The 25,111-nt window shown below is 63.0% G+C and carries 24 protein-coding genes; 14 read left to right on the forward strand and 10 right to left on the reverse strand.

What is annotated here, in order from left to right; genetic code table 11:
- Position 1: 1 nt before the first annotated feature.
- Positions 2-1,024, reverse strand: coding sequence for an NAD(P)/FAD-dependent oxidoreductase (locus tag CPI83_RS07520; RefSeq protein ID WP_153211793.1), 1,023 nt, complete (start codon positions 1,022-1,024; stop codon positions 2-4).
- 39 nt (positions 1,025-1,063) lie between these two features.
- Here CPI83_RS07520 and CPI83_RS07525 point away from each other — a divergent pair, with 39 nt between their 5' ends.
- Both CPI83_RS07525 and CPI83_RS07530 read left to right on the forward strand, forming a co-directional pair.
- Entirely contained in the window at positions 1,064-1,690 is a 627-nt protein-coding gene (locus CPI83_RS07525; protein WP_097387027.1) for an XRE family transcriptional regulator, read from the forward strand.
- A 56-nt stretch (positions 1,691-1,746) separates the two neighbouring features.
- Entirely contained in the window at positions 1,747-2,205 is a 459-nt protein-coding gene (locus CPI83_RS07530) for a GNAT family N-acetyltransferase (RefSeq protein WP_019744853.1), read from the forward strand.
- Between the two features lie 7 nt (positions 2,206-2,212).
- On the opposite strand, the gene CPI83_RS07535 is transcribed toward CPI83_RS07530, so the two are convergent.
- From CPI83_RS07535 to CPI83_RS07560, 6 genes are read right to left on the reverse strand one after another with little or no spacing between them, the layout of a single operon-like run.
- Complete coding sequence (locus CPI83_RS07535) at positions 2,213-2,755, reverse strand: AAA family ATPase (RefSeq protein ID WP_029255988.1); 543 nt, start codon at positions 2,753-2,755, stop codon at positions 2,213-2,215.
- A gap of 53 nt (positions 2,756-2,808) precedes the next feature.
- Positions 2,809-3,603 (reverse strand): MHYT domain-containing protein, encoded by a 795-nt coding sequence (locus tag CPI83_RS07540; protein WP_019744851.1) that lies wholly within the window; start codon positions 3,601-3,603, stop codon positions 2,809-2,811.
- Positions 3,604-3,643: 40 nt separating this feature from the next.
- Positions 3,644-4,231: an ATP/GTP-binding protein gene (locus CPI83_RS07545; RefSeq protein WP_003940118.1), complete on the reverse strand. Its 588-nt coding sequence runs from the start codon at positions 4,229-4,231 to the stop codon at positions 3,644-3,646.
- Positions 4,212-4,586, reverse strand: coding sequence for a DUF742 domain-containing protein (locus CPI83_RS07550; protein ID WP_097387028.1), 375 nt, complete (start codon positions 4,584-4,586; stop codon positions 4,212-4,214). Before CPI83_RS07550 ends, CPI83_RS07545 begins: the two co-directional genes overlap by 20 nt.
- 5 nt (positions 4,587-4,591) lie before the next feature.
- Positions 4,592-5,008: a roadblock/LC7 domain-containing protein gene (locus tag CPI83_RS07555; RefSeq protein WP_003940329.1), complete on the reverse strand. Its 417-nt coding sequence runs from the start codon at positions 5,006-5,008 to the stop codon at positions 4,592-4,594.
- Positions 5,005-7,851: an ATP-binding protein gene (locus tag CPI83_RS07560; RefSeq protein WP_232816878.1), complete on the reverse strand. Its 2,847-nt coding sequence runs from the start codon at positions 7,849-7,851 to the stop codon at positions 5,005-5,007. The genes CPI83_RS07555 and CPI83_RS07560 overlap by 4 nt, the downstream gene beginning before the upstream one ends.
- Before the next feature lie 350 nt (positions 7,852-8,201).
- Between CPI83_RS07560 and CPI83_RS07565 the strand changes: the two genes are divergently transcribed.
- Positions 8,202-8,738, forward strand: a complete 537-nt coding sequence (locus CPI83_RS07565; RefSeq protein ID WP_232816879.1) for a hypothetical protein — start codon at positions 8,202-8,204, stop codon at positions 8,736-8,738.
- Between the two features lie 4 nt (positions 8,739-8,742).
- Here the strand turns inward: CPI83_RS07565 and CPI83_RS07570 are convergent, their stop codons facing one another.
- Together CPI83_RS07570 and CPI83_RS07575 are read right to left on the reverse strand one after the other, a co-directional pair.
- Positions 8,743-10,185 carry a phospholipase D-like domain-containing protein gene (locus CPI83_RS07570; protein WP_097387030.1) on the reverse strand — a complete coding sequence of 481 codons (1,443 nt, stop codon included), beginning with the start codon at positions 10,183-10,185 and terminating at the stop codon, positions 8,743-8,745.
- Positions 10,182-11,285: an NAD(P)-binding domain-containing protein gene (locus CPI83_RS07575; protein WP_097387031.1), complete on the reverse strand. Its 1,104-nt coding sequence runs from the start codon at positions 11,283-11,285 to the stop codon at positions 10,182-10,184. Before CPI83_RS07575 ends, CPI83_RS07570 begins: the two co-directional genes overlap by 4 nt.
- A 112-nt stretch (positions 11,286-11,397) precedes the next feature.
- On the opposite strand from CPI83_RS07575, the gene CPI83_RS07580 reads away from it, so the two are divergent.
- The 3 genes from CPI83_RS07580 (at position 11,398) to CPI83_RS07590 (ending at position 15,888) form a co-directional block, all read left to right on the forward strand.
- The gene (locus tag CPI83_RS07580) at positions 11,398-12,129 is read left to right on the forward strand and encodes an enoyl-CoA hydratase (RefSeq protein ID WP_019744845.1); all 732 of its coding nucleotides are present in this window, start codon (positions 11,398-11,400) and stop codon (positions 12,127-12,129) included.
- A 62-nt stretch (positions 12,130-12,191) separates the two neighbouring features.
- A complete protein-coding gene (locus tag CPI83_RS07585) occupies positions 12,192-13,307 on the forward strand; it encodes an MBL fold metallo-hydrolase (RefSeq protein WP_019744844.1) in 1,116 nt (371 codons plus the stop codon).
- A 76-nt stretch (positions 13,308-13,383) separates the two neighbouring features.
- Complete coding sequence (locus CPI83_RS07590) at positions 13,384-15,888, forward strand: HAD-IC family P-type ATPase (protein WP_019744843.1); 2,505 nt, start codon at positions 13,384-13,386, stop codon at positions 15,886-15,888.
- A gap of 6 nt (positions 15,889-15,894) precedes the next feature.
- On the opposite strand, the gene CPI83_RS07595 is transcribed toward CPI83_RS07590, so the two are convergent.
- Positions 15,895-17,037 (reverse strand): GGDEF domain-containing protein, encoded by a 1,143-nt coding sequence (locus CPI83_RS07595; protein ID WP_020908721.1) that lies wholly within the window; start codon positions 17,035-17,037, stop codon positions 15,895-15,897.
- Positions 17,038-17,217: 180 nt separating this feature from the next.
- Between CPI83_RS07595 and CPI83_RS07600 the strand changes: the two genes are divergently transcribed.
- The 8 genes from CPI83_RS07600 (at position 17,218) to CPI83_RS07635 (ending at position 24,970) form a co-directional block, all read left to right on the forward strand.
- Positions 17,218-17,409 carry an antitoxin gene (locus tag CPI83_RS07600; protein ID WP_003940164.1) on the forward strand — a complete coding sequence of 64 codons (192 nt, stop codon included), beginning with the start codon at positions 17,218-17,220 and terminating at the stop codon, positions 17,407-17,409.
- Between the two features lie 106 nt (positions 17,410-17,515).
- Complete coding sequence (locus tag CPI83_RS07605; RefSeq protein WP_019744841.1) at positions 17,516-19,159, forward strand: Na+/H+ antiporter; 1,644 nt, start codon at positions 17,516-17,518, stop codon at positions 19,157-19,159.
- Positions 19,160-19,174: 15 nt separating this feature from the next.
- On the forward strand, positions 19,175-20,392 hold the full coding sequence (locus tag CPI83_RS07610) for a lipase family protein (protein WP_019744840.1): 1,218 nt from the start codon (positions 19,175-19,177) through the stop codon (positions 20,390-20,392).
- 4 nt (positions 20,393-20,396) lie between these two features.
- On the forward strand, positions 20,397-20,783 hold the full coding sequence (locus tag CPI83_RS07615; RefSeq protein WP_019744839.1) for an MmcQ/YjbR family DNA-binding protein: 387 nt from the start codon (positions 20,397-20,399) through the stop codon (positions 20,781-20,783).
- Positions 20,780-21,997, forward strand: coding sequence for a histidine kinase (locus CPI83_RS07620; protein WP_019744838.1), 1,218 nt, complete (start codon positions 20,780-20,782; stop codon positions 21,995-21,997). The genes CPI83_RS07615 and CPI83_RS07620 overlap by 4 nt, the downstream gene beginning before the upstream one ends.
- Positions 21,998-22,009: 12 nt before the next feature.
- A complete protein-coding gene (locus CPI83_RS07625) occupies positions 22,010-22,840 on the forward strand; it encodes a LytTR family DNA-binding domain-containing protein (protein ID WP_232816880.1) in 831 nt (276 codons plus the stop codon).
- A complete protein-coding gene (locus CPI83_RS07630; protein WP_003939880.1) occupies positions 22,837-23,208 on the forward strand; it encodes a membrane protein in 372 nt (123 codons plus the stop codon). The genes CPI83_RS07625 and CPI83_RS07630 overlap by 4 nt, the downstream gene beginning before the upstream one ends.
- A 10-nt stretch (positions 23,209-23,218) precedes the next feature.
- The gene (locus CPI83_RS07635; protein ID WP_019744836.1) at positions 23,219-24,970 is read left to right on the forward strand and encodes a cation acetate symporter; all 1,752 of its coding nucleotides are present in this window, start codon (positions 23,219-23,221) and stop codon (positions 24,968-24,970) included.
- Positions 24,971-25,111: the final 141 nt, after the last annotated feature.

Here is a 25,111-nt window from a genome sequence, read left to right on the forward strand (position 1 = left end):
GTCAGATGCCGTGAAGGGCGCTGCCGCCGTTCATCTCGCAGACGCCCTGCTCCATGGCCGCCGAGAAACCACCTTCAGGGTCGGTCGAGCGAAGAGCCGATTCGACGTCCTGCTCTACCAGGTATCCGTTGATTGCGATCGCCGCGGTTGAACCTGCAGCCGCAGCATTGATTACCTGTGCGCGAGGGTCGACGACGTTGCCGGCGCCCCAGATACCGGGAACACTGGTGGCGCCGGAATGATCGACAGCCACGAATCCCGTGGGGCTGGCTTTGCAGCCGAGTCGCGTCAGATGTGCGTCGTTCGGAACGAAACGCGGCGCAACGAACAGTGCTGAGCGCGCAACCAGTTGGCCGTTGTCGAGTTCGACGGCTTTCAGTTTGCTTTTCTCGCAGACCAATCCAGATACCGATCCGTCGGCAACCGTCACTCCTCGGGCAGCCAGTCGCGCGCGTTCGTCGGGGGTGAGCGAGATCTTGTCGGGGAAGAACGTCACATCCGACGACCACTGTCGGAGTAGAAACGCCTGGTGAAGTGACATCTCGCGAGCGTCGCCGCCGAGAACGCCGATCGGTTGGTCGCTGATCTCGTACGCATGGCAGTACGGGCAATGGAGCACGCTTTGCCCCCAAAGCTCCTGGATTCCTGGTATTTCCGGGAGTGAATCCCGTAGGCCGGTGGCAACCAGCACAGTGCGAGTTTCGAGCGTCGTGCCTCCCGACAGTTCGACGACAAAGCCGGGTTCGATACCGCGCCAGGAGATGTCGACTACGTCGTCGCGTTTGAATTCGACTCCGTACGTCTGTAATTCGCTGCGTCCGACGGCGAGCAACTCACCTGGCGCCATGCCGTCTCGCGAGAGGAAGCCGTGCATGTGTGCTGCCGGTGTGTTGCGCGGTTTGCCGGAATCGATGACGGCGACCGAGCGCCGAGCACGACCCAACACCAGGGCTGCACTGAGTCCGGCGGCGCCACCGCCGACGATCACGGCGTCGAGGATCTCTGTTTCAGTGTGTGTTCGCATGAGCACAGATTGCTCGCGGAGGAGGTTCGTCAGCAACTAATGTTGCCATTTCTGGGAATCGTCGTCAGACTCGGCACCATGAATGTCAACGGTCCGCACATCGATGCCGCCATCTCGCAGATCGGCGCGCGCCTCAAACGCATTCGTACACAGAGGAACGTCACGCTCACAGCGCTGTCCGAGTCCACCGGTATTTCGAAGAGCACCCTGTCGAGGCTCGAAGCGGGGGAGCGTCGACCCAGTCTGGAGTTGCTGCTTCCGATCGCGCTTGCCCACCAAGTGCCGTTGGACCAACTGGTTGCGGCACCACAGGTCGCCGATCCACGTATCCAGAGTGCGCCTCGAAGCGTCAGTGGGCGAACGGTATTGCCGCTGACTCGGCAACCCGGTGGGCTGCAGGCATTCAAGATGACCATCCCGGCAAGCCAGACGGACCCCAACCCGCAAGTGCACGACGGCTACGAATGGCTGTACGTCTTGTCGGGGAGGTTGCGGTTGGTGTTGGCCGATCACGACATCGTGATGGGTACGGGTGAAGCTGCTGAATTCGACACCCGAAACCCGCATTGGTTCGGTAGTGACGGCGGCGGCCCGGTCGAGGTACTGAGTCTGTTCGGCCCCCAAGGAGAACGCATCCACGTACGGGCCAAGCCTTCGCCGAAGTGATGGCCAGTCATACTTTCATTCGATGCTGCCGGAAGCGAAGAGGACAGTGAGGATCCGTGCGAATCGAAATTGACGACCTGAGTCGGGATGTGGTCCGTGCTCTACTGACCGAACATCTCGCCGACATGCATGCGACCTCGCCCGCGGACAGCGTTCACGCGCTGGACATCACCGGGCTGACGGATAGCTCCGTGACCATGTGGACGCTGTGGAGCGAAGGTGACGATCTACTCGGTTGTGTTGCACTCAAGGAACGGTCGTCGACCGGTGGCGAGATCAAGTCGATGCGAACCTCATCGGTAGCTCGAGGGCGTGGCGTGGGTACGCGACTTCTTCAACACGTCGTGGACGAGTCGAGACAACGAGGTTACCGGCAACTCGAATTGGAGACCGGCACACAGGACTTCTTCGATCCGGCACGCCGACTGTATGCGAGATTCGGGTTCGTCCCGTCTCCACCGTTCGGAAACTACCGCGAAGATCCGAACAGTGCATTCTTCGTTCTCACCCTGTGAGCAGCTCTCATTCGGTGAACATTCTGGCAGTTATTCGTCGTACTGCGCTCTCGGAGTTCATGATTGCGGTGTCGAGCACGAGCCGTTCCGTGGTCCACGGCTCGTAGTCTCGATCCAGGATTTCCTGCCACGTAGGTAGTACAAGATCCGGGATGTCGACGACTCGCCGTTCTGCGCGTCTGCGATGCTCGTCGGGATCCGAACAGATGACTTCGACACTGAGCAAGCGCGCCGAATTATGTTGTGCGGTAGCGGACCAGGCGTTTCGTGTCGCCTCGACTGGGTTGACGCATTCGACCACGACCGAGAGTCCCAGTCGCAATTGTTCGGCGGCGAGCGCGTACCCGGTGATGTATCCGGCGGTCCCGGATACATCAGCGATACCGCTGCGGATCAGCGACTGTTCGATGGTATCGATCCGCACGTAGGGGATCTTGTGATGCTGAGCAAGCACCCGCGCGATCGTCGATTTGCCGGTGGCCGGCAAACCACCGATCACGACCAGTGCCGCGTCGGCCGACGGCTGGGGGTTGTGTACGGCATCCACCATCCCCGCAATGTACGGGGCGTCGTCGATTCACATCGACTCGCCCCGTACTCCTCTCAGTTCGAGGTCGCGAACTCTCGTGCTTCGAACGCCAGGTCGTCGGCGGCGGATTCCATCCGTGCCGTCGCACGGTTGGGTGCTGTCAGCACGGCGACAATCGGAACTGCCAACGCCAGCAGGCCGAGAACGAAGACGGGGAAGAGGAATGAGAACACTTCGAGTCCCTGCGGCGCCGGGGCTGCCGCGTCGTGAACAACCTCGACTGCGGCCATTCCGGTGTAGTGCATACCGACGACGGCGATGCCCATGATGATTCCGGCGACAAAACGCAGAATCGTGGACTCGAGCACCATGGTGAACCACAGTGCAGCGGTTCCGGCGACGACTGCGATGAGAACCGACAATGCAACGAAGAGCAGGTCGTAGTGGATCTCACCCTGAAAGCGCAAGGCGCGCATGCCGGTGTAATGCATGATGTTCACGGCGAGACCGGTCACCACGCCGCCGATCAGAAGCCGCGTCCAGCGGAATTCGGTCCCGATGATCAGCAGACCGACAAAAACAGCACCTACTGAGATGATCGCGGAGATCACGGTCCATCCGAGGTTGTATCGAATGGGACTGCCGGGGACTGCGAAGCCGAGCATGGCGATGAAGTGCATCAGCCAGATGGCGACACCACCGATCGACAGGGCAGCCATGGCTAGCCATCGCATGCGTGTGGCGGTTGTCGTCGCCGACGCTGAATGCCTGGTGCACGCCAGGCCGACTACCGACCCGACCACGGACACGACGTAGGCGAGCCCGAGCAGCCAGATTCCCATCGAGAAATGGTGCATTTCATCCGACATGCCAGTTCCTTTCGGCGACGATTCGCATCTGGTGATTCATCTAGACGACTGCTTCAGCTGCAAGTCGTTCGAGGGAGTACTCGGTGACGGCGATCAGCGCGCGTTTGGCCGATTCGCGGTTTCGGGCGTCGATCTCGATCATGGGAACGCGGTTGGGTAGCGCCAATGCCTGCCGGAGATCGCTCGCCGAATGGATTGGTGCGCCGTCGAAACGGTTGACCGCCACAATGAACGGGAGCCCTCGCGCCTCGAAGAAGTCGACTGCAGCGAAGCTGTCTTCCAGACGGCGCGTGTCGACCAGAATGACCGCACCGATCGCACCGGTGATCAAGTCGTCCCACATGAACCAGAAGCGGCGCTGTCCCGGGGTTCCGAACAGATAGAGGACCAGGTCGTCGGCGAGAGTGATGCGCCCGAAGTCCATCGCGACCGTCGTGGTGCTCTTGTCGGGAGTGGAACCGAGATTGTCGATACCGTCGCTGGCGTCGGTGACCATTGCCTCCGTGCGAAGGGGGACGATTTCAGAGACGGTCCCCACAAGCGTTGTCTTGCCAACACCGAAACCCCCGGCGATCACGATTTTTGTCGATTTCACGCGAGACGATGAGTCAGAGTGCCCGAAGTCCACTGAGGGTCCTTTCGATCAGTTCGCGTCGCTCGACTCGAGATGCGTCGCTTCGCAGAGTGGCATGTATTTCCAGTGATCCGGCTACTACGAGGTCGGCAACCAGTACCCGCACGACTCCGATCGGAACACCGAGGTGGGCAGCGATCTCGGCAATCGAGATCCGCTTCTCGCAGAGTGCGACGATCGATGCACGAATATCCTGCGGTGCAAGATTGTTCGAGACCACGTCCTCGATCGTCGCGATGATCGCTTCGAGCGGGAGGTCGATGGACGGCAGGGTCCGACCTTCGGTGAGCGCGTACGGCCGGACCAAGCTGGGTTCGGCGTCGTCGTAGTCGGATTGATGGTGAGGCATCGAACTCAAATACCCTGCGACGTTCGCGGGGCAATGTCCATCGTGGTCCCGACGCGATCGACGAGAGTCGCCATTTCGTAACCGATCTGGCCGATGTCGCATCCGGCGACAGCGAGGGCGGCAAGGTAAGCGCCGCTACCGACGCCCATGAGAAGCAGGTAGCCGTTCTCCATCTCGACGACGGACTGCATGACGGCCCCACCGTCGAAGAGGCGTGACGCCCCCGCGGACAGGCTGGCGAGTCCGGAAGTGACAGCGGCCAATTGATCCGCCCGATCGAGCGGAAGGTGTGTGCTCGAGGCGGTCAACAACCCGTCGGCTGAGACGATGATCGCGTGACTCACACCCGGCACGTCTCGGGCAAAAGCCGAAACCAGCCAGTCGAGTGCGCGGGGAGTCTCCTGGGCTCCGACAGTGTTCACTGTTCTCCTTCATCGTTGTGCAACATCGTGGACGATTCGAAAGACTGTCCGCCATCGGGCTGATGGTCGGCGGCGCGCCGACGCCCTCGTTGTACTCCGGATTGGTAACTGCTCCAACCACGTTGGACGTCCGCCGGATTGGATGCATGGCGCTGTGTCGTACCGCCTCCGCCGACGGCACCAGGAACCAGGCGGGCTCCGCGGTCTCGAATGGGCAGACCGGAATCGGCGATCTTGGTGACCGGCATCTCGAACGAGGTTCGAGCGGCCAGCCAGCCTTGATCCGCGTCGGTGGTCCACGAACTGCCGGTGGAAGCCGCCGAAGTCTCCGCCGTCGGATCCACGAGCCACTCCGACACCATCCGGGCGAAAATCGGCATCGTGGTCGGAGCAGAGGGTACGCCGTTCGAGTTGCCGTCGCCCGCGCCGTCAGCCCTCGCCGATGCGCGAGCAGAGAGCCCGTCACGGGTGCGTGAGGAGAAGAATGCCGCAGTATTTGTCGGCATCGGGGCTGAGAGTCGGTGCCGCGGCGGCGGGGTTGTCGACGGTTGTGGACCCACCGGGATCTCGGGACCCTGTGCCGGCGAGGCGAATTCCGGCGACGGAGTACGAACGGGAAGGGACGTCGATGTGCTTGTGCCCTCGGGATCGGGCAGAGGAGCGAAGGACGACACCGAGGTGGCGGGTGAAGCAGTGGTCGGAGTTGAAGTGCTGACTGCCGGTACTCCACTTGTGCCCGGAGTGCGACGTGGCAATCCCGAAGGCGCTGTTGCCGTAGGAGTGGATTGCGGTGTGATCGGGGCGAACGTCTCGGTCCGATCGGTACTGTTACCGGGCGTTCGACGCGGGAGATCAGCGAGACTTCTGGTCGCAGGCCGCGGGGGTGCGGATTCGGTCGGGACGGGCTGTGACCATGACGGTGCAGGCGGTGTGGGAGGGGGAGTTCGATCGAGCGTGGGAACGGGTCCGGTTCGCGGCGTGCGGATCTCGGGTCCCCGAGACGAATCGAGTATCGACGTCGGTAGGAGCACCGTTGCGGTGATGCCGCTGTGCGTCGATGACGTTGCCGTCGGGCGCAGGCGCACAGAGATGTTGTAGCGACGGCTGATTCGGCTCACGACGAACAAACCCATGCGACGCGCTGTATCCGCGCTCATCTCGCCGCCGGCGGCGAGGCGCTCGTTGGCATCGAGGATATCGGCAGGCGACATGCCGATACCGAGATCTGCGATCTCGACGATCATGGAGCCGTCGATAGTGCGGGCAGCGTTGATGGAGACGGTGGTCTCCGGTGGGGAGTACCGCAGAGAATTGTCGAGCAGCTCAGCGATGAGGTGAACGACGTCCGGGGCAGCATGACCGGTGACGACTCCGGGCGGGATCTGCCCGAGTTCGACGCGTCGATACTCCTCGACTCCTGATACCGCGGCGCGAAGGGTATCGCCGAGAGCGACGGGGGCGGTCCTGGCGCGGCGTACATCGGTTCCGGCGAGAACCAGCAAGTTGTCGCCGTTTCGACGCATTCTCGCGGCGATGTGGTCGAGCCGGAACAGATTCTCGAGGCGACGCGGGTCGTCTTCGTCCTGCTCCAACTGTTCGATCAAACCGAGTTGCTGGTCGACGAGGGACTTGTTACGCCGCGACAGCGTTTCGAACATGTCGTTGACCTGGCGCCGCAGGGTGGCCTGCTCGCCGGCAAGCGTGATGGCCTGACCGTGCATGTCGTCCACCGCGCGTGCAAGCTCGCCGATTTCCTCGTGGGTGCGGATCGGGACACGGGCGAAGTCGAGTTCGTCGGTACTGGCACCTGCGCGAATTCGTTCGATCGCGTCGGGGAGTCCGCGTCGTGCGGCCTGCAATGCGGCAAATCGCAACCGGCGGATCGGATCGATGAGCGATCGGCTGATGACGAGGGCGATGGCCAGTGCCAGCAGGACCGCGCCGAGCACGATTGCAGTGTCACGGAGTGCTGCGGTTCGTGCTGCATTGGATTCGGCGGTGACGGTGTCGCCGAACTCGGTGACGGTGGTGTCGGTCAGGCTGTTGTACTGGTCGTTTCCGGATTTCAGATCGGCGCCGACGCGGCTCCCCAGAGGAGAGGTCGACGGAGTTGATCCGAGGGCGTTGATCCGGTTCTGAGCAGAGTTGCTGAGGGTCTGGACGGTGTCGTTACTCCCGTCGATGGCCAGAATGTTGTTCAGAGCGACCAGTTCGGCACCGGCAGCACTGACCATCGACGTACGAGCTTGCTGGTCCGGATCACCGGAGCCGAAGAGGATTCGTTGTTCGGCCAGCGCTCGTCGCGCTTCCCAGAGTGCGGAGAGTCGACCACCTTGTTCGCGCAGGACAGGGCGTTGAGAATGCTCGACGACGCTGGTGAAGGTGCTCGAGAGTGCGCGCGAGACTTCGCCGACCCGCGAAACCAAGCGTGCGGGAGCCACCGCGCCGGCGGCGATCTCCTCGGTGATGGAACGGCTCTCGGCGAGCGCCGAAGTCACTTGGTCGTTGAGGTCGCCGTCGGACTGGAACGCGCGCGCGGCGTCTACCAGTTGGTCCATTGCGTCCGAAACTGCTTGTGTTGCCGGGCCGGTGTCAGTGCGTGCCGATGCGGCTTCGGCGAGTTCGTACAGTGCGGATTCGAGGTTGATCGCCGCGGGCACTGCGAGGGCACGCTCGGACGAGGAACTCAGCTGTGCGGCTTCTTCGAGTTCTGTCTGAACTCGAAGTGCGCCGAGGACGACGGCGACGATCATCGGCAATGCGAGAACGGCGATGACCTTCCATCCCAGGCGCCATTCGCCGATCGACCACCAAGAGGTTGTCGTGTGTGAATCGTGTTTCATGCGGAACATGGCCCCTTCACGTCAACCCCCCGTGGGTCATTGCCCGAACCCCTTCAATCCGGTTTGACCAGAAGGGGTAGTTAGCTGAACGGTAACAGACTGTTCGCTGGCTCGCTACATCCCAGTTGGCTTCATGGATCGCCGATGACTATATCCGGATTGTAAGGCCAGGTGAAAGGGTAAACGGACAAGTGCGGCGAATGGGATAGCCGGGTTGTTCGATTCGGTAACTCGTCGACTCGTTGATATGCGGCGCGCGGGAATCTCCGGAGGGATCTGACTCAGGACCTGACATCGAAGACACGTCCGAACGAGTCGCACTCGCATGTCAGACTGTGGAAACCGCACCGATGACCGAATCGAACCTTGGAGCCATAGTGGGTGGACCTGCTCGCGACGCGTTGCGCGCGATCGCCGAACTGCTCGCCCCTGACAGCACTGTCGTCATCGACCGTGTCACTCTCGCGATCGACTATCCGGAACGGTATGTCGAAGTACAGAACGAGCTGTACTCACAGACGCTCGAGAAGCCGCACCCGGAATTGGGGTGGTTTGCTCTCGTCGACGCGTTGCACGACCGAAAACTCCTGGTCTGGGTGGACTGGAACGAGGACGCTGCCGAGGTTCTCGGTCAGCTGAGAGCGCTCGCGTCGGCGCCGACAGGATCGTGGGAGTGGGCGCAGAGTCTTGCCATGACCTTCGATCGAGCTGCCGGACTCGAATCGCTTCTCGCTCGAGTCGGCGACAACATCACCGAGACGGGCGTTTCACTTGCCTGGCTCGACAGCGACAGCGATACGTTTCTCATCGCGCTCGTCCCGAGTGTTCACGGTGCAACACTCGTCGAACTCGCGCTGGCAGCCGGGCACTGCGTGCGCGTGTTCTAGAGTCTCAGCGTTTGCCGAGCAGGCGGCGCAATCCTTCGATTCGATCGCTCAGTCTGGGCGGCGTGCGCTCGGGATCCATCAGTGCATTTTCAGCGAGCACGTGGTCTTCGCCGTCGACTGTATTCCGGTCGAATTCGCGCAGACTGCGAGCGTCGGAGGTCGAGAGAGCGCGAACCGTCGACAACAGTGACTGCTCACCCAACGCGTCGTCGACTTCTTCCTCGGTGACGTCGAGGTGCTCGCTGAGTAGCCGGCGCCTCAATCCGATGATCGAGGCGCGCAACTCGACATCTGCGTCGTCGTCGGATTCGACGGCGATGTCGCACTCGGTGTCGAAGCCCATCGAACGGTTGTTGAGGTTCGACGACCCGATTCGCAGGAGGCGATCGTCCATCACGAGGACCTTGGCATGCACGTAAATTGGTGCGCCGGAAGAGGTCACGGGATAGAACGCACCGAACCGGTCGTGGATATCGGCCGACCACAGCAAATGCAGCAGGTCGTGGCGTGCCCCGTCCATCGCCTTTTGTTCGAGCCATCCATCGGCATTGCGCGGAATGACCAGAACGATCTCCGGCCCGTCGGCCTCACGTAGACGCGCGGCAATCGCCTCGGCCAGCGTGCGTGAGGCGAGGTACTGGCTTTCGATGTACAGCGTGTGTTCTGCCCCGGCGATGGCCGCGAGATAGAGCGCCTCGATCTCGCGTACCTCTGTGCGTTCGCCGAGTTCCGGCAGCGTTCTGGCGATGGCCACGTCGACGACGCGCAAGGTAGGAGCCAAATTGACCGGCCACGGCGTCGCAGTGCTCTGGACCGGTGGGAGGTCCTCTCCGGTTGCGGATTTCCAGCGTGCCCGCGCTAATTCGCCGATGGCCGCGGCAGCATTGCCGTCGACCGCCGTGGTTGCGTCATGCCAAGGGCCGTAACGTCTTCCGCTCGGTGTGATCCGGTAGTCGTTGCGGTCGACGTGATCCGAGGTGTCCCAGCGGTCCACCGTCATGTCGATGCCGCCGCAGAATGCCAGAGTGTCGTCGATGACGATGATTTTCTGATGGTGCGCCGCACCAACCGGGTGGGCACCGTCGATCTCGAACCGAAGGCGCTCGTCGGTCAGCCAGTTGGACACGAAGACGGGAGTCATGCCGCGCCCAATTGCGGTGAACGCGCCGATGTTCCATTTGAGTACGAGGATTTCGAGGTCGGGTTTCTCGCGGACCAGCCAGCGGAGGAACATTCCCAATCGGTTGGGGCCGTCGAGCGTCTGCTTGCCTGGTTCGAGTTTGATGCGCGTGTCGAAGTCCCAGCCGATCAACATGATTCGCTTCTCGGCTTGCAGCATTGCGGACTTCGCATGATGAAAGTAGTCAGCGGCGTCGACGATGCAGGCAAGATTGTCGGCCGGTTCGATGCGCCAGCAGGTTTCGCCCGGAATCAGTATTCTGTTCATTCGCCGATTCCCAGGTACGCGGTCAGTTCGCGCGCCGCCGCTTGGCCGGCGCGGTTGGCTCCGATCGTCGACGACGACGGTCCGTATCCCACCAGGTGTACGCGAGGGTCGGCTTCGACCTGCGTGGCGAGGCGCCCGGTCATCGGGATTCCGCCACCCGGTCCGCGCAGGTGCAACGGCGCCAGGTGATCGAGTGAGCTACGAAAACCGGTGCACCACAAGATGACATCGGCGTCGACGACGGTACCGTCGGCCCACTTCACGCCGTTCGGAAGGATTTCGGAGAACATCGGCAGACGATTCATCACACCGCGCTCTCGCGCTGCCTGGATGGCAGGCGTCGCGGGGAGGCCGGTCACCGAGACAACGGATCCCGGTGGCAGGCCGCGTCGTACACGATCTTCGACCATGGCAACCGCAGCGCGGCCGATGTCCGGCGTGAACGGCTCGTCGCGGAACTCGGGTTCGCGCCGCGTCACCCAGGTAGTGGTCGTGACGCGTGAGATCTCGTCGAGCAGTTGGACGGCCGAGATACCGCCGCCGACCACCACAACATGTTTGCCTTCGAACTCCGCAGCGGTTCGATAGTCCTTCGTATGGAGTTGTCGGCCACGGAAGGACTCGGCCCCGCGATAGTGGGGGATGAAGGGGCGCTCCCAGGTTCCCGTCGCGTTGATCAAGCCTCGCGCCGCGAACACTCCCTGGTCGGTTTCGATTCGCAGTCGCTCTTCCCTCGGACACACCACCCGTGTGTGTACCGGGCGGTGGACGGGAAGTTCGAATTGCTTTTCGTACAGTTCGAAGTAATGGGGGACCGCCACCGATGCAGGCACTTGTTCGGCGTCTGTACCGGTGGTTTCCGCGAAGGACATTCCCGGGAGGTCGTGCACACCGTTGACGGTGCTCAGTGTCAGGCTCGGCCATCGGAACTGCCACGCTCCGCCCGGACCGGACGCATGATCGAGCACCACGAACCCCGATTCGGGTTCGATTCCGAACTTGCGCAGGTAGTACGCGGCGGAGAGTCCGGCCTGTCCCGCACCGATCACCACCACGTCAACCGGGTGTGGTTGCTGTGCGGCAAGGTCGTCTGTACTCATCGGTAATCTAACCTCCTGATGTACAGAACTTAGCTGCAGAGAAGTATGCGGACGGTAGCGGCGCCTCGGAACTCCCGTGTGTCGAGCCTTCCAGAAACGAAAGTGAGCGGACATGATCGGGTTCTCCCGTGACGGCAACGTCGTGACCATCGAGTTGCAGCGTCACGAGCGTCGTAATGCGCTCAGCGCCGAACTCTGCATCGCAATACGGGACGCGATGAACGCGGCAGTCGCCGAGCATGCGCACGTTGTCGTCATCACCGGTGAGGGATCGGCGTTCTGTGCAGGCGCGGACCTGTCCGGCGACGTCTACATGGAGGGCTTCACCGACCGCTTGTTCGAAATGCTCCGGTCGATCGACACGGCGCCCATCCCCGTCATTGCCGCTGTCAACGGTCCGGCCATCGGCGCCGGTACCCAGTTGGCCATCGCGTCGGATCTGCGCGTCGTGGCACCGACCGCTCGCTTCGGAATCCCCGCGGCCACTCTCGGAGTCTCGGTGGACAAGTGGACCATGCGTCGGCTCGCGTCGCTGGTCGGCGGCGGTCCGGCGCGTACCATTCTGCTCGGCATCGAACAGATCGGCGCCGAGGAAGCCTTCACTCGCGGTCTCGCCAACAAGCTCGGAACCCTCGACGACGCTCAGGAATGGGCGCACCGCATCGCCAATCTCGCACCGCTGTCGTTGCGGCACATGAAGATGGTTCTCAACGACGACGGCACCATGGAGGAACAGTCTCCCGAGCAACTCGACGCCCTCCACGCCGCCTGGCTCAGCGAGGACGTCCAGGAAGCCCGCGCCGCCCGCATCGAGAACCGCCCTCCCGTATTCAAGGGAAAGTAAAGCTCGTTGCAGGGAAAACAGGCACCAGGCACGCGGGACAGATAGTGGCTACGCTCGTCTGAATGAAGAAGACGACGGTTCTCGGAGTTGCGGCTGTTGCCGCGGCGACAGGGTGGGTGGCGCGAGCCGCATGGGGAATCCCGACGCAGATCGGGGCGTCGCGAAACACAGTGCAACCGTATGCGGCGATGTCCCCGCGATACCGGGATCGCCAGTTCCACAACTCGGAGCCCAGCAGCACTCTGGTTCCGGGCACCGATGCCGGGATGTTCAAGTCGATGGCTACACGGGGGTCGACGGGTCGGCCGCGTCAGCCGATTCCGTTGGCCACTCCGCTGGCGCCGTCGGTAGCGGGTGACGCGGCCGTGACGTGGTACGGCCATTCGAGTGTTCTCGTCGAGGTCGACGGTTACCGCGTTCTCGCCGATCCGGTGTGGAGCGAACGCGTATCACCCTCGGCCACAGTAGGTCCCGCACGTATGCATCCCACTCCCGTGGCCTTGGCTGATCTACCGACGGTAGATGCGATAGTCATCTCGCATGATCATTACGACCACCTCGACATGGCGACGGTCAAGATTCTGACTCGCACCCAGACCGCTCCGTTTGTCGTTCCGATCGGTATCGGGGCTCACCTGCGGCACTGGAAGGTGCCCGAGAACCGGATCGTGGAATTGGACTGGGACGAGTCGACAAAAATCGACGACCTGGTCCTCACGTGCACCGAGGCTCGTCACTTCTCCGGTCGTGGCCTCGTCCGGAACACGACGCAGTGGGCGTCGTGGGTATTCGCCGGTCCGAAACACCGGGTGTTCTTCGGCGGAGACAGCGGATACACATCACGTTTCGAACAGTTGGGTGAAACCTATGGGCCTTTCGATCTGACGCTTCTCCCCGTGGGCGCGTACGACGTGCGCTGGCCGGACATTCACATGAATCCGGAAGAGGCAGTGCAGACACACATCGACCTCAACAAGGGCGACGGATCGCGCGGTGTCTTCGTACCGATCCACTGGGCGACCTTCAACCTCGCGTTTCACTCGTGGTCGGAGCCGATCATTCGCCTCAACGAGTCGGCCGCAGAGGCGGGCACAACAGTGTCGGTCCCGATGCCTGGCGGCAGGATCGACGCGTTGTCACCGACACCGCCGTCGAAGTGGTGGATACCGCTGGGCTGAGCGGAGAAGTGCCGCGGACGTGGTTGCCTGTCGAGTCGAACCCTGATTAGTTGCTCCGGGTGCGTAATCTTTGACCATGGCTCACGAGCACACCAGTTCAGAAGAGACAGCAGTGGCGGTAGCGCCTGAGCGATTGCCGGACGACGTCGACGTCGCCCGCGGTCTGACCGCCGATCAGGTTGCAGCAAGGATCGCGTCGGGACAAACCAATGATGTACCGGACCGGGCGTCCCGCTCGGTCAAGGACATCATCCGCGGCAACGTCTTCACTCGCATCAACGCGATCCTGACCGTGTTGTTGGTGATCGTGCTCGCGACGGGTTCGATCATCGACGGCATGTTCGGGTTGTTGATCATCGCGAACAGCGGTATCGGCATCATCCAGGAGATCCGCGCCAAGCGCACGCTCGACGCTCTGGCCATCGTGAGTCAGGCCAAGCCCATGGTCAGGCGTGACGGCGTCGCCGTGGCAATGGCGCCCAAAGATGTTGTGCTCGATGACATTATCGAACTCGGATCCGGTGACCAGATAGTCGTCGACGGTGAGGTGGTCAGTTCTGCCGCACTCGAGGTCGACGAATCGCTGCTCACCGGTGAGGCTGATCCGGTTCACAAGGCGAGCGGCCAGCAAGTGCTGTCGGGCAGTTTCGTTGCCGCAGGTAGCGGCGCGTACCGCGCCACCAAGGTCGGTGGAGATGCATACGCGGCCAAGCTGGCCGAAGAGGCGAGCAAGTTCACCCTCGTGCATTCGGAACTGCGCAGCGGTATCGACAAGATCCTGAAATTCATCACCTATCTGATGATTCCGGCGGGAGCGCTGATCATCTTCAATCAGCTCTTCACGATCGGCTTGCCGATCCGACCCGCGCTCAACGGCATGGTGGCAGCGCTGGTTCCGATGGTTCCCGAAGGCCTTGTGCTCATGACGTCCATTGCTTTTGCGGTCGGTGTCATCCGATTGGGCAAGCGCCAGTGCCTCGTTCAGGAGTTGCCGGCGATCGAAGGCTTGGCCCGTGTCGACGTGGTGTGCGCGGACAAGACCGGAACGCTGACCGAGAACGGCATGCGCCTGTCCGAGGTCGATGTCGCACCGGGTGGATCAGGGGAGTCTGCAGTCAAGTCCGCGTTGAGCGCGATGGCTGCGTCCGACCCTCGCCCCAACGCGAGCGTTCTGGCGATTCGCGAGTCTCTCTCCGACGATTCCGGTTGGGGCGAAGCCACCGCGCTCGCGCCGTTCTCCTCGGCGAAGAAGTGGAGTGGCCAGTCGTACGGCAGTCACGGCAACTGGGTGCTCGGTGCCCCGGACGTGCTGCTCGATCCAGACTCGGAGATGGCCCGCAAGGCAGAAGAAGTGGGTTCGAGCGGGCTTCGTGTCCTCATGCTCGGCAGCAGCAACCTTCCCGTCGACGACGCCGACGCGCCGGGCACCGTCACCCCTGAGGCTCTGGTCGTACTCGAGCAGAAGGTGCGTCCGGACGCGCAGGAGACGTTGGAGTACTTCGCCAGCCAGAAGGTCGCGGTCAAGGTCATTTCCGGCGACAACGCGGTTTCCGTCGGTGCCGTTGCCGGTTCCCTCGGGCTCGAGGGTGGTGACCGTCCCATCGACGCGCGGGATCTTCCCAGCGATCAGGAAAAGCTGGCGGACACTCTCGACGGAGCAACGACGTTCGGTCGAGTACGACCGGATCAGAAGCGGGAAATGGTCGCTGCCTTGCAGTCTCGCGGACATACCGTCGCGATGACCGGTGACGGCGTCAACGACGTGCTCGCCCTTAAGGACGCCGACATCGGAGTCTCGATGGGTTCGGGCAGCCCGGCTACCCGAGCCGTGGCCCAGATCGTGCTGCTGGACAACAAGTTCGCGACGCTCCCGTACGTCGTCGCGGAAGGCCGCCGAGTGATCGGCAACATCGAGCGTGTGTCGAATCTGTTCCTGACCAAGACCGTCTACTCGGTGGTGCTCGCGTTCCTGATCGGCATCACCGGCGTCCTGTCCCAGGTCTTCGACTTCGAACCGCTGCCGTACCCGTTCCTGCCCCGCCACGTCACGATCGCGGCGTGGTTCACGATCGGTATCCCAGCCTTCATCTTGTCTCTGGCACCCAACAACGAGCGCGCGCGAACCGGTTTCGTCTCCCGCGTGATGCGTCTGGCGTTGCCGTCGGGCCTGATCATCGGCATCACTACGTTCATCTCCTACGTGTTGGCTTACCAAGGCCCGGACCAGACGGAAACCCAGAAGATCCAGGCCGGAACCAGTGCACTCATCACGTTGATCATGATCGCCGTGTGGGTCCTGGCCGTCGTTGCTCGGCCGTACGTGTGGTGGAAGCTCGTTCTGATCGGCGGATCGGTTGCCGGGTACCTCATCCTGTTCGCGCTGCCGTTCACTCGTGAGTTCTTCAAGCTTGATCCGAGCAACGTCGCTGCGACGACGCTCGCGATCACCCTCGGCGCTATCGGCGTTGTGCTCGTGGAACTCTCGTGGTGGATCAGCGCACGCCTGCACGGGGAGAAGCGGAAGATTTTCGCGACGCCCGACGACCTGCCCGGCGAGCATCACCACGCCCACAGTGAGTAAGTAGTTTCAGCGCCTGAACATCTGCACCCAGGCAATGCGATCGCCGCCGCGCTTCTTGGCCCGGTACATCGCATTGTCTGCGTGCTCGATCAGTTCGTTGACAGCCCGATCCGGTAAGTCCGTCTCGGGACAGAGGTAGACGCTGACGCCGGTACTGGCGGATACGGGATAGGGATCGGAGTCGGACGAGACCGCCGAATGTATCTCGGTGGCGACCTGTTCGATATCTCCTCGATCGACTCCGCGCAGGACGACGAACTCGTCGCCGCCGATTCGCGCCACCACTGCCTCGGGCCCGGCGGCAGCGATGAGGCGGTCAGCGACAGCGGTCAACGCGTCGTCACCTGCTACGTGACCGTGCGTGTCGTTGAGGATTTTGAACGAGTCGACGTCGATGAGCAGTGCGATCAGAGCCTGCGTTCGATCACTGCGCAGCAGATGCTGTGCCTCGTCCTGGAGTCCGCGGCGATTGAGTGTCGCGGTGAGGTAGTCCCGGTGAGCGTTTCGTGCGTCGTCGGTCAGGCGCAGCCAGACGATCTGCAGAATCCACGCGGTGGAGAAAACCACACCGGCAACCATCAGATAGAGATTCACGACCACCCAGTCGTCGTTGACCGGCTCGGACATCGCCATGGCAGCGAGCGTCGTGCAGACAGCAAGAGCCCAGCCGATGTGGGTCACGGCAACACGCGGACTGTGAACTATCGCCGCGTAGAAGCCGATCATGATGAACAGGACGCAACCCAGCGTTCCGACGAACGCTGTGCGAACCGCGAAGAAGAGCGTGACGGCGAGCCAGAGGTCGGCCCAGACGACAAAGGCCACGGATTGGCGCCAGGTGGGCCACGATTCGTTTCGCACCCAACGGCAACCGGCATAGACCCCGCTGATGGTCCCGACTGCGAGGATGGACCGTGCAAGGGCGGAATCGGAACCGAAGCGGCTCAACTGCATGGTCGCCGCGATCAGCGCGAAGAGAAAACACCACACCGCGACTAATTTGCGTCCGGGAACGGTCAGTCCGCGAGTGTCGAGGAATCGGGGGAGCCAGGTGTAATCGGTGCGATCCGACCACCACCGGGACAGCAGTTCACGCGTGGGGTGGGGGTCGCTCCCCGTCCCGCGCAGTCCTGCATTCAATCCGGGCACCTGTCGATGTCGATGGGTGATCAATCAGCTATTGGCGGGTTAACGCTACCTCGAGTTGCGCGCGGCTCGAACGCACGGACCTGCTTTCTGGCGTAGAGGCCGTCGACCTGTGAGAATCGAAGGGCGCGGAGGAACGATTCCGCCGAAGGATGTGCGTCAGCACCGGGAGAGGACACGGACATGGGTTTCTTGGACAACGTCAAGGGATTGGTCGAAAAGGGCCAGGAGCTCGCAGCGGAGAACTCCGACAAGGTTCACGACGCGATCGACAAGGTGGCCGACATTGCCGACGACAAGACCGGCAACAAGTACGGCGATCAGATCGACAAGGCAGCCGAGGCCGCCAAGAAGGCTGTTCCCGAAAAGCAGTAAAACCGGATTCGGCCATACCGTTGCTCAGGGGCCCGTAACCGAAAAGGTTGCGGGCTTCTGTGCGTCCGCTGGGTGAACTCCCAGGGTCGGCGGGCAGAATGAACGCGTGAACTTCACCTGGATTCTGCTGGTTGTCATTGCCGCCATTGCAGTCACCGGGCTGTCCAATCGACGAAACCTGCAGGCCCCGCTGGTCCTGGTGACCGTGGGCTCGGTCGCCTCCTTCATCCCCGGTATGCCGCGGCCCGAACTGGACCCCCACGTCATTCTCGGTGTGGTCCTGCCGCCGCTTCTCTACTCGGCCGCTCTCAAGTTCTCGGTCGCGACCTTCAAACGCAACCTTGCGCCCATTCTGCGTCTCGGCGTCGGAATGGTGCTGGTGACGGCGTTCGTGGTTGCCTTCTTCGCCGAATGGATGGTTCCCGAGTTCACTATCGGCGCCGCCCTCGTGCTCGGAGCTGTGATCGCGCCGACCGATGCCGTCAGCGCGGTGGCGGTCGGTCAGAAACTCGGGCTCCCGAAACGAGTCATCGCCATCCTCACGGGCGAAGGGCTCGTCAACGACGCGACCGCGCTGACCCTCTTCACCGTCGCGGTCGCTGCCGTGACCGGAACGCGAATTGCGACGGATTCGCCCCTGTTGTTCTTCGCGTACGAAGTAATCGGCGGCGTTGTCGTCGGCTTGGTGCTCGCGTTTGTCGTCAAGTTCGTTCGCGCCCGCATGTACGACTCTCCACTCGAAACCGGCTTGGGGCTGGTCCTTCCGTTCGCTGCCTACCTGGCCGCTGAAGAACTACATGCGTCCGGTGTTCTGGCCGTCGTGGTTGCTGGTCTGGTGATCGGACACTATTCGACGGACGCGTCGATCATGACCAGGCTGCAGGAGCGCTCGGTGTGGTCGAGCCTGGACACGCTCCTCGAGATGTTCGTCTTCGCGTACATGGGGCTGCAACTGAGCTTCGTGATCGACGATGTTGTCGCCGACGGGCTTCCGGTGCTTCACGTGTTCGCGTACGGTCTGGCAGTCCTGGCCGTGGTCATCGTGATTCGGCCGGTGTGGCTGTTCCTGAGCTACTCCCGTGTGCGATTCGGTGTAACCCTGCGCCGTGATCGCGAGAATCAACTGACGTGGAAACAGAATCTGGTGGTCTCGTGGGCGGGAATGCGCGGTGTCGTCACTCTTGCTGCGGCCGGCGGTATCCCGTTCGCGCTCTCGTCCGGCGAGCCGTTCCCCGGACGCGGCGTCATTCAGGCGATCGCGTTCATCGTCGCGGTCGGGACACTGCTCATCCAGGGATCGACCTTGCCGTTCCTCATTCGTCGTCTCGACGTCGCGGATCCCTATGAACAATTGCGTACCCAGGAACAGATGGAGTTGGCACGCAACATTTCTCGCAAGGCCGGTGAGAAGGCGTTGGCCGACGCGGCCGCGCACCCTCCATCCGGGATCGACGGAAAGGAATTGCAGGCAATCGTCGAGCGCGTACGCCGCTCGATGCAGGCGAGGCTTCAACTCCAAGAGGTCGACGAGGACGCCGATCGCGAGGCCGCCTTGTGGAATGCGGGAGCGCTCTTCGACAAATTCCGGCATCAATCCCTTCGCTCGCAACGAGTCGCACTGATCGCCGCGCGCGACGACGGAGATCTCGACGACGAGGTATTGCGTACCGTATTGGAAGGACTCGACATCGAAGAGGCCGCAGCCGAGGAACGTGTCAGGCGTCGCCGAGCAGGCAGCGCGGGCAAATAGAGGGGAACACTGCGTATGACGGTTCGGAGTTCGAGGGTTCGCGCAGGCTGGGGAGTCGTGGTGGCGAGCGCGCTCCTCGTGAGCGTCGGCTGCGGATCGGATGCCTCGCCAGATGTCTCTGTCACCGACAACGCAACCACGACGACCCCGCCGGTCGAGAGCAGCGCGCAACGCGGCGTCGTGTTCGACAGTGAACCCTTCACCAGCACAGCCGAAGTGGCGGCGTCCGGAGCGAGCGCGGTGAAAATCCTGTACGGCTCCACCTCCGGTATCGACGGCCGGGAGACCCAGGTATCGGGAACCGTGTTCACACCGCCTGGAACGCCGCCGGAGGGCGGTTGGCCGATCGTCTCCATCGGCCATGGCACGACGGGTATTTCGGACGACTGTGCGCCGTCGACCTCGCCGACCCTCTTCGGCACGATCGGCCTGGTCGCGCCGTTCCTCGACTCGGGATACGTGGTCGCTGTATCCGACTTCGAGGGCCTCGGCACTCCGGACCCGCATCCTTACCTGCAACCGGACACCGCGGCGTTCAACGTCATCGACGCGGTTCGAGCGGCGCGCAACGTCGTTCCGGACACCTCGACTCGGTGGGCAACTCTGGGGCTTTCCCAAGGCGGGCAGGCTTCCTGGGCAGCGGCCGAGGAAGCCGACACCTACGGCGACGGACTGGAATTCGTCGGTGCAGCAAACCTGTCCCCGGCAGCGGACATCTCGCCGATCATCTCGAGTGATTCCGAGGTGAATCTGTCACTGCCTCAGCAACTGCTGCTGCCCTATGTACTCGAAGGGCTGTCCCTCACCCATCCGGAGCTCGAACGAACCGACTACGTGCGCGGCGCATTCGAGCAGAACTACGACCTGCTCACCTCGTGCCTGACCTCTCGCGCGACGGAGAAGTTGGGTCTTGTCGGAAAGGTGACGCCCGCCGACACCCGGCCAGCTACCGCCGAGGACGCGGACCGAATTCACGCGTGGCTCAGCGACGTTGCTCTCCCACGCCAACGCGCGAGCGGTCCGATGTACGTAGTCGTCGGTACCAATGACAACCTCATCCGTCCGGAATGGACCGAGGCGGCCGTCGAACGTGCCTGCGCCGAGGGTGACGTCATCGAATTCCAGGCGCGACCGGGCGAAGGTCACGCGGACGGCGCCGCTGTGCCGGGAGCTGTTGCGTGGGTGAAGGATCGATTTGCAGGTGTTCCGGCACCGAATACCTGCGGGTCGTGAATCGATGACGGCGTCGGCACGAATCCGCGCTCTGGCACTGGCATTGCCAGAGGCAACCGAGCGGGTCAGCCACGGTGAATCGTCGTTTTTCGTGCGCAAAGCGCCGCAGTTCGTCACCATGGCAGATCACCACCACGACGATCGCCTCGCGATCTGGGCCGCGGCCCCACCTGGGGCGCAGGCAGATTGGGTCAGTCGCGATCCGACGAGGTTCTTCGTCCCCCCGTACGTGGGTGGCCGGGGATGGATCGGTGTGTACCTCGACGTTCCGAGTGCCGACGAGACCGAGGACGAGAAATTCTGGAACGACGTAGCCGACGTCGTCGAAGATGCGTACCGCACGGTGGCCCCGAAAACACTGATCCGGAAACTGGACGAGGATTCGCGTTGAGTCCGGCCGTGGTCGCGCTTCTCAGCGTGCTGATTCTCGCAGTGGCCGGGGCACTGACAGCGGTGTGGATGCGCACCAGACGTGAGGTGACCACCCCGACCGAGCGTGCCGTCCATGCCGCGCTCCATACGGCTTCACTTGCCGCGCGGCCACTTCGGCGTGGACTCGACAAGAATTCGGCCGCCGAGGCGGCGCCTCACCTACGCGAGCTGACCGGCGGTTCCGGTCTGGGCCTCGCAGACGCGTCGGGAAATCTGCTGGCGTGGGACGGCCGTCACGAAGCGTTGTCCGATCAATTCCACGACGCCGCCATTCGCGCGATCGAAGGCGAACGCCGGGTGCTCGTCACCCACTCGGACCTGGTGCGCGGACCGAGCGATCACCATGTGCGAGCGCTGATCGCTCAGCCCCTGCTGATCGAGGACATCGGCGTGGTCGGCGTGCTGGGAATCGTCACCAGCGAAGACCCGTGGCCGGGAATGCTCGGAGCGGTCACCGAGGTGGCTCGATACGCCTGCAGCCAGATCGAACTCGCCGACCTCGACGCGTCCAGAGCCCTGTTGGATCGCGCCGAAGTGCGTGCCCTCCGCGCGCAGATCAGTCCCCACTTCATCTACAACGCGCTCAACACGGTCGCGTCGTTCGTTCGAACCGACCCGGCGCGGGCCAGAGAACTGATCCTCGAGTTCGCGGACTTCACCCGGTATTCGTTCCGATCTGCGGGTGAGTTCACCCTGCTTGCCGACGAGCTACGCAACATCGATCGTTACCTGACCCTCGAACGCGCGCGATTCGGGGAGGCGCTGAACGTCCGCCTTCAGATAGCACCCGAAGTGCTCAACGTGGTTCTTCCCTTCCTGGCTCTCCAGCCGCTGGTCGAGAACGCGGTTCGTCACGGCATTTCGAGTAAGCCGGAGGGCGGGACCGTGAGCATCGTGGCCGCGGACGAGGGACCTGACTGCATCATCAGCGTCGAGGACGACGGTGTGGGGATGGACCCTGAACTACTGCGTTCCGGCTCACTTGACGCCATCGAGTCGGGATCGGGACGACCCAGCGCACGCGAAGCTGCTCACGTCGGTTTGGCCAACGTCGACGACAGACTTCGTGCCGCGTTCGGCAACGACTACGGACTCGTGGTGGAGACAGCGCCGGGTGCCGGTACGAAGGTCAGCATGCGTGTTCCCAAGTTCAAGCAGGGTATTCACGTCTGATTCTCGCCTTCGATGATCAGGCTGAAACCGTCGTGGGAACATGGACCTGTTGTGAACGAGACTGACACTGATGCCCAGCTGACCGTCCTTGCCGTCGACGACGAGAAACCAGCCCTCGACGAGCTGGCCTTCTTGCTGCGCGCCGAGGACTCGGTGGCGCACGTTCACACGGCATCGGATGCGACGACTGCGTTGCGGATACTGCGCGGTGGAAGCATCGACGCGGTATTTCTCGACATCAACATGCCCGGACTCGACGGTCTCGAACTGGCCGGCATCCTCTCCAATTTCGCGACGCCACCACCCGTGGTGTTCGTGACAGCGCACGACGATCGAGCTGTTGATGCCTTCGACCTCGGTGCCGTCGACTATCTACTCAAACCGCTCCGCGAGGAGCGTCTCGCTCAGGCCGTTCAACGGATCGTGGGGTTGGCCGGGCGCACCAAGAGCGAGAACAAGCCCGAATCTGCGTCCACCGACGAGGTGATCCCGGTGGAACTGGGCGGCGTTACGACGCTCGTTCAACGCTCCTCGGTGGAGTGGGTGGAAGCCGACGGGGACTACGCGCGGTTGCACACCGCCGGGAAGTCGCACCTGGTACGCATCCCGATCTCGACACTCGAATCACGCTGGGCCGACGCGGGCTTCTTGCGCGTGCACCGCTCCTACCTGGTGTCTTTGGCGCTGGTCACCGGCATCCGCACAGTAGGTAGCGGATTGGTGGTCTGTCTGCGCCCGCACGGAGACAAGCCTCCCGTCGAACTTCCGGTCAGCCGCAGACACACCCGTGAACTCAAGGATCGACTGGTTCGTGCGCCCAAGCAGAGCTGGTTGTCACGGTGACGTCGCAGTCCGATCCTCCGCAGCGTGAGCGCGTTGTGTTGGCGCAACGTAGTGGCGCACGGATCGTCCGTACGCGGGTGGAGGTGCAGGAACAGACCGAAGTCGGTGACGCCATGATCCGCGGTCTCGTTCGCGCGCAGTTGGGGCTGGCGATTCGCCTTGCCGTCGTCGCAGCCGGGCTCCTGTGTGCGGTACCGCTTCTGACGCATCTCTTCCCGACACTGTCGGAGGTCGCAGTCCTGGGCATCCGGTTGCCGTGGCTCGTGATGGGCGGCGCCGTGTATCCCTTGCTGTTGACCACAGGCTGGGTGTTCGTGCGTCGTGCGGAGCGAAACGAGCAGGACTTCAACGACATCGTGGACGACTGAGCGCGGCGCTGTGGGAGGACAACCTATCCCGGTGCTGACGGTGCTCGGCATCGTTGCGGCGGCCGTGGCAACCGTGGCTATCGGAATCTACGGCGTTCGGCTCGCTCGTACCACCTCGGACTTTCTCGTCGCGTCCAGAACCGTCAGCGCGCGGTGGAATGCGACGGCCATCTCCGGTGAGTACCTCTCCGCTGCTTCGTTTCTCGGCGTGGCCGGGCTGGTCGCGAAATACGGCGCCGACGCCCTCTGGTATCCCATCGGTTTCACCGCCGGATACCTCGCCCTGCTGCTGTTCGTCGCAGCACCGCTTCGGCGTTCCGGTGCATACACCGTCCCCGATTTCGCCGAATTCCGTCTCGGCTCACCGCGATTGCGCAAGCTCGCAATGCTCGTCGTCGCGATGGTGTGCATCCTGTATCTGATTCCACAGTTCCAAGGCGCGGGACTGACGCTCAACATTCTGCTCGGGGTTCCCAGCTGGATCGGCGGCGTTGCTGTCGGGGTCATCGTCATCGCCAACGTCGTCGGCGGCGGGATGCGCTCGATCACCTTCGTTCAGGCCTTCCAGTACTGGCTGAAACTGACTGCCGTCGCGATTCCCGCTGTGGCACTGACCTTCTACTTCTTCGGCGATCATCACGACGTCGGCGCGTCGATGCCGCCGACGGTCACCACTGCGACGACCGTCGACATCACCACCGACGTCGTCGTCCAGGTATCGGAGCCGGTGACGGTCAGCGGCGGCACAGTCGACGGGCGAGTGGTCGAAGGAACCGTGACACTGGGCCCGGGGGAGCACACCCTCGGTGAAGGCATGTCCATGGTTCTCGACGCGGGAGCCGCGGTTCCCGTCGTCGCCGGAGCGCCCGCGCAGAACTCGGATTGGATCACCCCGGGTTGGGGTTTCGGCGGGCCGCACCCGATGTATCAGGTGTACTCGCTGATGCTCGCGACCTTCCTCGGAACGCTCGGCCTGCCTCACGTTCTCGTCCGGTTCTACACCAACCCCGACGGCCGGGCCGCTCGTCTGACCTCGCTTGCAGTTGTCGGTCTGGTCAGCGTGTTCTACCTGTTTCCGACCCTCCTCGGCGTCTTCGCTCGCCTGTACGTTCCGCAACTTCTGATCACGGGCACCTCCGACGCCGCGGTGTTGCTGCTGCCGGGTTCGGTGTTCTCGGGGTGGGGCGGACAACTGCTGGCAGCCCTCGTGGCGTCCGGTGCCATTGCCGCCTTCTTGTCGACGTCGTCCGGATTGCTCGTCAGCATCGCGGGCGTCGTCAGTACCGATGTTCTCCGCGGACGAGTTCGAGACTTCCGTATTGCAGCGCTCCTGGCCGGGCTCGTTCCGCTCGTGCTGTCGCTGGCGGTGGTGTCGGTCGACCTCTCGAGAACCGTCGGGTTGGTGTTCGCGGTCGCCGCGTCGACGCTCTGCCCACTGCTCGTGTTGGGTATCTGGTGGCGCGGTCTGACTGCCGTCGGCGCGGGGGCGGGGATGGTTGTCGGTGGATGTGTTGCGGGCACTGCCGCCACTGTCGCTGTCCTGGGTGGTTTGTCGGAGGACGTCCTCGGTGGCTGGCCGGCAGCCATTTTCGCGTTCCCGGCCGCGGTGAGCGTGCCGCTGGCGTTCCTCACGATGATCGTCGTGAGCAAGGTGTCGTCGAAGCAGATACCGGCAGATATTGCGCGAATCTTCACGCGGATGCACGCCCCGGAAAGGCTCGGAATGGGCTCCGATCGCGAAGACGATCTCCGCCAACCCTGACTTTCACCGCCCGAACCCTCTGCCGTTGGTCGCGCCTGCCTGACCGTTCGGCGCAGCACGCGACTGCTCACCGTGTGACTGGCGCCACAGCATCTTCATGTGACTCCGATCTCACTAACGTCTGTGCGTAGTTCACTTCAC

It is taken from the genome of Rhodococcus sp. H-CA8f (assembly GCF_002501585.1).
Taxonomy (GTDB): Bacteria; Actinomycetota; Actinomycetes; order Mycobacteriales; family Mycobacteriaceae; genus Rhodococcus_F; species Rhodococcus_F erythropolis.

Coding starts and splice junctions, on each gene's coding strand:
- CPI83_RS07520 (WP_153211793.1), bottom strand. CDS start 1,024: ATGCGAACACACACTGAAACAGAGATCCTCGACGCCGTGATCGTCGGC.
- CPI83_RS07525 (WP_097387027.1), top strand. CDS start 1,064: ATGTTGCCATTTCTGGGAATCGTCGTCAGACTCGGCACCATGAATGTC.
- CPI83_RS07535 (WP_029255988.1), bottom strand. CDS start 2,755: ATGGTGGATGCCGTACACAACCCCCAGCCGTCGGCCGACGCGGCACTG.
- CPI83_RS07540 (WP_019744851.1), bottom strand. CDS start 3,603: ATGTCGGATGAAATGCACCATTTCTCGATGGGAATCTGGCTGCTCGGG.
- CPI83_RS07550 (WP_097387028.1), bottom strand. CDS start 4,586: ATGCCTCACCATCAATCCGACTACGACGACGCCGAACCCAGCTTGGTC.
- CPI83_RS07560 (WP_232816878.1), bottom strand. CDS start 7,851: ATGAAACACGATTCACACACGACAACCTCTTGGTGGTCGATCGGCGAA.
- CPI83_RS07565 (WP_232816879.1), top strand. CDS start 8,202: ATGACCGAATCGAACCTTGGAGCCATAGTGGGTGGACCTGCTCGCGAC.
- CPI83_RS07570 (WP_097387030.1), bottom strand. CDS start 10,185: ATGAACAGAATACTGATTCCGGGCGAAACCTGCTGGCGCATCGAACCG.
- CPI83_RS07575 (WP_097387031.1), bottom strand. CDS start 11,285: ATGAGTACAGACGACCTTGCCGCACAGCAACCACACCCGGTTGACGTG.
- CPI83_RS07580 (WP_019744845.1), top strand. CDS start 11,398: ATGATCGGGTTCTCCCGTGACGGCAACGTCGTGACCATCGAGTTGCAG.
- CPI83_RS07585 (WP_019744844.1), top strand. CDS start 12,192: ATGAAGAAGACGACGGTTCTCGGAGTTGCGGCTGTTGCCGCGGCGACA.
- CPI83_RS07590 (WP_019744843.1), top strand. CDS start 13,384: ATGGCTCACGAGCACACCAGTTCAGAAGAGACAGCAGTGGCGGTAGCG.
- CPI83_RS07600 (WP_003940164.1), top strand. CDS start 17,218: ATGGGTTTCTTGGACAACGTCAAGGGATTGGTCGAAAAGGGCCAGGAG.
- CPI83_RS07610 (WP_019744840.1), top strand. CDS start 19,175: ATGACGGTTCGGAGTTCGAGGGTTCGCGCAGGCTGGGGAGTCGTGGTG.
- CPI83_RS07615 (WP_019744839.1), top strand. CDS start 20,397: ATGACGGCGTCGGCACGAATCCGCGCTCTGGCACTGGCATTGCCAGAG.
- CPI83_RS07625 (WP_232816880.1), top strand. CDS start 22,010: ATGATCAGGCTGAAACCGTCGTGGGAACATGGACCTGTTGTGAACGAG.